At 58.8% G+C, this 5,334-nt stretch carries 6 protein-coding genes and 1 tRNA gene; 2 read left to right on the top strand and 5 right to left on the bottom strand.

The window, feature by feature from the left end; translation table 11 throughout:
• Positions 1 to 349: 349 nt before the first annotated feature.
• Together FEM54_RS23565 and FEM54_RS23560 are read right to left on the bottom strand one after the other, a co-directional pair.
• Positions 350 to 425: transfer RNA gene (locus FEM54_RS23565), tRNA-Thr, on the bottom strand.
• Between the two features lie 127 nt (positions 426 to 552).
• Complete coding sequence (locus FEM54_RS23560; protein WP_099549510.1) at positions 553 to 786, bottom strand: DUF2790 domain-containing protein; 234 nt, start codon at positions 784 to 786, stop codon at positions 553 to 555.
• Positions 787 to 1,096: 310 nt separating this feature from the next.
• Here FEM54_RS23560 and FEM54_RS34740 point away from each other — a divergent pair, with 310 nt between their 5' ends.
• Both FEM54_RS34740 and bcsQ read left to right on the top strand, forming a co-directional pair.
• The gene (locus tag FEM54_RS34740; RefSeq protein ID WP_240792791.1) at positions 1,097 to 1,261 is read left to right on the top strand and encodes a hypothetical protein; all 165 of its coding nucleotides are present in this window, start codon (positions 1,097 to 1,099) and stop codon (positions 1,259 to 1,261) included.
• A 247-nt stretch (positions 1,262 to 1,508) separates the two neighbouring features.
• Positions 1,509 to 2,408 (top strand): cellulose biosynthesis protein BcsQ, encoded by a 900-nt coding sequence (bcsQ, locus tag FEM54_RS23550; protein WP_017138661.1) that lies wholly within the window; start codon positions 1,509 to 1,511, stop codon positions 2,406 to 2,408.
• Positions 2,409 to 2,649: 241 nt separating this feature from the next.
• On the opposite strand, the gene FEM54_RS23545 is transcribed toward bcsQ, so the two are convergent.
• Genes FEM54_RS23545 through FEM54_RS23535 form a run of 3 tightly spaced genes read right to left on the bottom strand, consistent with a single transcriptional unit; the run spans position 2,650 to position 5,241 of the window.
• Positions 2,650 to 3,837, bottom strand: coding sequence for a methyltransferase (locus tag FEM54_RS23545; RefSeq protein ID WP_138453342.1), 1,188 nt, complete (start codon positions 3,835 to 3,837; stop codon positions 2,650 to 2,652).
• Positions 3,818 to 4,507 carry an ABC transporter permease gene (locus FEM54_RS23540; protein ID WP_026013808.1) on the bottom strand — a complete coding sequence of 230 codons (690 nt, stop codon included), beginning with the start codon at positions 4,505 to 4,507 and terminating at the stop codon, positions 3,818 to 3,820. The genes FEM54_RS23545 and FEM54_RS23540 overlap by 20 nt, the downstream gene beginning before the upstream one ends.
• Positions 4,508 to 4,545: 38 nt before the next feature.
• The gene (locus FEM54_RS23535; protein WP_017138658.1) at positions 4,546 to 5,241 is read right to left on the bottom strand and encodes an ABC transporter permease; all 696 of its coding nucleotides are present in this window, start codon (positions 5,239 to 5,241) and stop codon (positions 4,546 to 4,548) included.
• Positions 5,242 to 5,334 lie beyond the last annotated feature (93 nt).

Below are 5,334 nucleotides of genomic sequence, written 5' to 3'. Positions count from 1 at the left end.
ATTGATGGGTTGTTTTTTCGGTCAGTTGAGGCGGTTCGAATAGGTGGCTGGTGAAATTATTGGTTTTATGAGGGCGGCATAATTATTGGCTAGCCATAATTATGAATAAAACCTGGGAGGCGGGGTGAGGGTGGCTTTTGGTGGTCCGGTGGGTTGGAGAATACGTCTCCCGGGACTGATGTTGAGCTGAGCAAGGCGTCATAGAAATCGAGATTTGGACTGAGGCAAGCAGCCCGAGATGTTAAGTGTGGACACTTTTTGGGCATTTCGGCCAAAACAGTGATCTGACTTTTTGCGGTTTCCCAAACCTCAGAAACCACAAAGCCCCGCATTGCGGGGCTTCGAGATATGGTGCCGGCACCAGGAGTCGAACCCGGGACCTACTGATTACAAGTCAGTTGCTCTACCAACTGAGCTATACCGGCGTGTTAGGGCGACGATTATAGCGATTGCCAAGCTTCTGTAAACCCCTGAATTCTGACTATTTTTGCAGAAACCAAGGTTTTTTTACGCTCGCTGCTTTTTCTCACCCTCGGGAGCCTCAAATCCGACTCAATTGCCGTCGCCACACTGGTCGGTAAATTTCATGTACGCCAACACCTGCGTCTCGCCTTTAGAGTCCAGGTAGGTCATGCGCGCGTTCACCACGCCGCATCCCGAGCGGGTGTCTTCGGTGGTCGACAGCACCCGTTGAATATCCGGCTTATGACTTGCCTCGGCGTGGGCGGTGAAGGTCAAGCCAAGCAGGCTGGCGGCGATTAGGGTTTTCCAGTTGTTGGTGTTCATGGTGATGGCCTCTGAGGTGCAATGGTGGGGTGAGGCCATTGAATGCCTGGGAGGTATCCGGGCTGTGTCGCGCAGGGCAGGTTTTGTTTCGTTGTGTATGGCGTGGGGATCTATGTACTTGTTGATACGAACGGCGAGCTTGTATTGGTTGAAAAACACACAGTGATCGCGTCGTGCGTTGTTTTATAGATGTATATCTCCTGGCAAAAGAACAGCCATAAAAATGGCGTAATGCCGCTCATCTTCAAACCTGGCAGGCGTTGCCCAGGCGCGGGTTTGCCGGCTGGCGACCTTTGGTGAAACCGATGCTGTGCAGCAGCAAAGCCTTAATCGCTGGCTCGGCCAGGACCAGGCATTTCTCGCCAAGCGCCTGGCCGCTTCGTTTCGCCGTTTGGCCAAGATGGACGAGGTGCTCGCGCCGTACCTTGCGGGGCGGCGCAGGCCTATGGGCGCGACCCGTTTGACCCAGCGTTGAATAGCGGCGGCTGCCAGGATGTAACTGCGTTATGCCGGGCGTTGAGCTTTCGGATGCATCAGCCTGGAAATAGCCATTAAATTGACCATTTACCGCTTGTCTAAAAAATCATCAGCTAAAACACCAAAATAATGACACTTACCTGCGTGTGACACAGAATGCCTCACTAAGACGCCCATAATAAGACCTGCGGTAAGTGCCTGCTTGCCGACCTTCACGTCTTTAGCTGCGTCGTGAGGAGCTGCCCATGAGCCTTAGCGAAGAGCTGTTGACGTTGTTCGGTAAGAACGTCAGCCATGATGCCGACGGCATCAATGCACGCATGCACGTTTTTGGCAGTGTGCCCGCAAACGAAAACACCCATTCCCAATCGACTCATTCAGCAGCGCTGCGCCCCAAAGTGGTGGCGTTGGTGTCGATCAATGGCGGTGTCGGCCGCAGCACCCTAGCCACAGCGTTGAGCAGCGGTTTGCAGCGCCATGGCGAATCGGTGGTGGCGCTGGACCTGGACCCACAGAATGCCTTGCACCATCACTTTGGCTTCAGTGCGACATTGCCGGGTATCGGCCGTACCAGCCTGGAGCATGGGCAGTGGAGCCCACTGCAGCAGCTTGGCTTTGCCGGTTGCCAGGTCATAACCTTTGGCGATATCGACATTGAGCAGCAGGAAAGCCTCGAGCGCTGGCTCAAACATGAACCCAGCTGGTTGGCGCAGCGCCTGGCGGCCCTGGGCTTGAGCGAGCGGCAGACGGTGATCATCGATACGCCCGCCGGCAATAACGTTTACTCCCATCAAGCGCTGAGCGTGGCCGATGTGGTGCTGGTTATCACCCAGGCCGACGCCGCCTGCCTGGGTACCCTTGATCATTTGGATGGATTGCTCGCGCCGCACCTTGAGGGTGAACGCCCACCAGTGGTGCATGTGGTGGTCAACCAAGTGGATGAGAGCAACGCCTTTAGCCTGGACATGCTGGAGGCGTTCAAACAGCGGCTGGGCAAAGCGCCGCTGGAGATGCACCGCGATATGGCGATCAACGAAGCGTTGGCGTTTGCGGCCGACCCGTTGGATAACGCCACAAAGCGGCTGGCTGGCGACGATATCAACGAGATTTGTCGCGTGCTGAAAGCACCGAAAAGAACCGCATAAATCGCGCTTTATGCAGTTAGCGCCAGATGCTTATGCACAATCGGTTGGTCGGGCCTGTCACGAAACAGCCATTTTGTGGAGCCGTTCTCAACACGCTGCAACTGCCTGTTTTGTGTGCGTTTTATTTTGTGAACAAAAAATGACCAGGGTGGGTTTTGGTCTGTAGCGCTGATGGCTACGGCCTCTGTAAAGAATTCATCAACAGAGTTATCCACAGGGCGCGTGTAGGAAGTTTCGCCCTTTAATCGCGCTCTGCCAGCACCATCAAGTTGCGCGGCGTTAGCGTAGGTTCGCAGAAGGTGCCTATCTCAACCTTGTAGCCCTGGTCTTTCAAGAACAGCGCGCGATCCAAGACCAGCCACAGTTCCAGCGGCCGCCGAAACAATCCTCTGACCAACTCCAGGTTGCGCACCTCGGCCAAGCGCCGCCAGCCGTGTGCCTCCAGCGCCACCCAATCCTGTTCACCTGTGGATAAATCCTTGAGACGCGCCAGTTCCCGGCAGTAGTCAGCGAAGGGTTTGTCCAGCCAACTGGCAGGCAGGGAAGGCGTGGGCAGGTAATCATCGCAGCCACGCAGCTGGCGTTGCAACTGATCGAAACCCAGGCGCCGGGCCATGGACGTGTCCCGTTGCTGGCGAACGCGATTACCGGCGGTGACGGTTTCGCTCAGCGGTAACCCCAGGTCATCGACCGAAAGCTGTAGTAACGAGGCGCGCCCGGCGGTCGACAAGGCCTGATAGCGCTCGGCGCCGATGCGGTTATAGCAGCAAGGTGCCAGCGCGAGCTGCTTGCAGCCCGTCGCGCTGGCCACGTGCAACAGCCGCACATGCAGATCGCCGCAGGCGTGTAAGGCGACGGGCGTGTGCTCGGCACTGATCCCCACATCGGCCATCACGTCTTGCAGGCGATGGGTGACAGCCAGACCGTGATGGTCGCTCAAGGCCTGGCCCGAGGCGATCAGTGCCGGGTCGTACTCGAGGCAGGTCAGCTGTTGGCCAGGTTGCAGCAAGCGCCGGCCGAGGTGGCCTTTACCGGCGCACCAGTCCAGCCAATGCTTGGGGGTTGCGGCAAACTTCAGCGCGGCGCCGAACGCTTCAATTTGCTGCCATTTACGCCCTGGCACATCCACGTTCAGGCGATGGCGGGCAGGCTCCAGCGTGTGTGCGGGTAACTTATCCACAGCGCTGAGCTGCGCTGCCTGAAAAGCCAGCTGTGGAAATGGCGCAGGCGCCGGCAGGTCATAGGGGTGGTTGTGACTGGCTTCGGCATCGGCCAGCGAGCGCTGGCGCAGCCATTGGGCCAGCTCGGGGTGCTGGTGTTCCCAGGGTAAGTGCAAGTGCGTAAAGGGCCGTGGTCGCCACAGCCCTTGGTGCTCGATTAGAAACGCATCCAGCGCCGCAAAGCGAGCCTCAACGTCCCTGGCAAGCATCGACGCGCAGCCAGCGTTCGAGCAGTTTGAAGCCCCGCACCAGGATGTAGGCCATCAGCAGGTAGAACAGCCCGGCGGCGAAGAAGATCTCCACCGGCAGGTAGGTGCGGGCGATGATGGTGCGCGCCATGCCGGTCAGTTCCAGCAGGGTGACGGTGCTGGCCAGGGCGCTGGCCTTGAGCATCAGGATCACTTCGTTGCTGTACGCCGGCAGGCCAATGCGCGAGGCACGCGGCAGGATGATGTAGAACAGCGTCTTGGGTTTGGACATGCCCAGGGCGCGCGCCGCTTCGATCTCACCCGGCGGGATGGCCTGGATAGCGCCGCGCAGGATCTCGGCGATATAGGCGGCGGTGTGCAAGGTCATGGTGGCCGTGGCGCACCAGAACGGATCGCGCAGGTACGGCCACATAAAGCTCTCACGCACGGCATCGAACTGTGCCAGGCCGTAATAAACCAGGAACAACTGCACCAGCAGCGGCGTGCCACGGAAGAAGAAAATATAGGCGTAGGGCAGGGCGCTCACGTACCAGCGGCGCGAGGAACGCGCGATACCCAGCGGAATCGCCAGCAGCAGGCCGGCGATCACGGCGATGGCCACCAGTTCCAGGGTCAGGGTTGCGCCTTGGGCCAGTTTGGGCAGCCACTTGATGATGACGGCCCAGTTCAGGCCCAGGTCGAAGTGCGACAGCCAGCTGTAGTCACCGCTCATTGGGTGCTCCTTGCAAAGCCGCGGGCGGCGCGTTTTTCCAGGAAGTACATGCCCGTCATGGCCAGCACGGTGAGGCCCAGGTACATGAAGGCTGCCACCATAAAGAAGGTGAACGGCTGCTTGGTCACGGTCACGCCGATTTGTGCGTGACGCATGATTTCTTCAAGGCCGATCACCGACACCAGCGCGGTGTCTTTCATCAGGATCATGAACAGGTTGCCCAGGCCCGGCAGAGCGATGCGCCACATCTGCGGCATGATCAAGCGGGTGAAAATCCGCACCTTCGACAGGCCCAGCGCCACACCGGCTTCGCGGTGGCCTTTGGGAATGGCGAGAATCGCGCCACGGAACACTTCCGTGGCGTAGGCGCCAAAGCACAGGCCCAGGGCGATAACCCCGGCGGCAAAGGCACTGAGAGAAAGGTCGGGGTTACCGAAAAACTCGCCCAGGGCACGCATCAGGTTGACGGTGCCGAAGTAAATCAGCAGCACCCACAACAGCTCGGGAATGCCACGAACGATGGTCGAGTAAGCACCGCCCAGCCATTGCAACGGCTTGTACGGTGAAGTCTTGGCCAAGGCGCCGGCAAGGCCGAGCACCAGCCCCAGGCACAGGGCCGTGAGCGCCAGTTTGACGGTCATCAGCGCGCCAGCGGCAAGCGCCGGGCCGAATCCGTAGAGATCGAAATTCATGGTGTTTTCATATCGCGGCAGGCATTGCTGAAAGCCGGCGCGCTACTTATAGAAGCGCGCCGGTCAGGCCATTCAGATCATTCGATGCTGAAC

The organism is Pseudomonas edaphica, from assembly GCF_005863185.1.
Taxonomy (GTDB): domain Bacteria; phylum Pseudomonadota; class Gammaproteobacteria; order Pseudomonadales; family Pseudomonadaceae; genus Aquipseudomonas; species Aquipseudomonas edaphica.
This window is presented reverse-complemented; position numbering and strand designations above follow the sequence as displayed.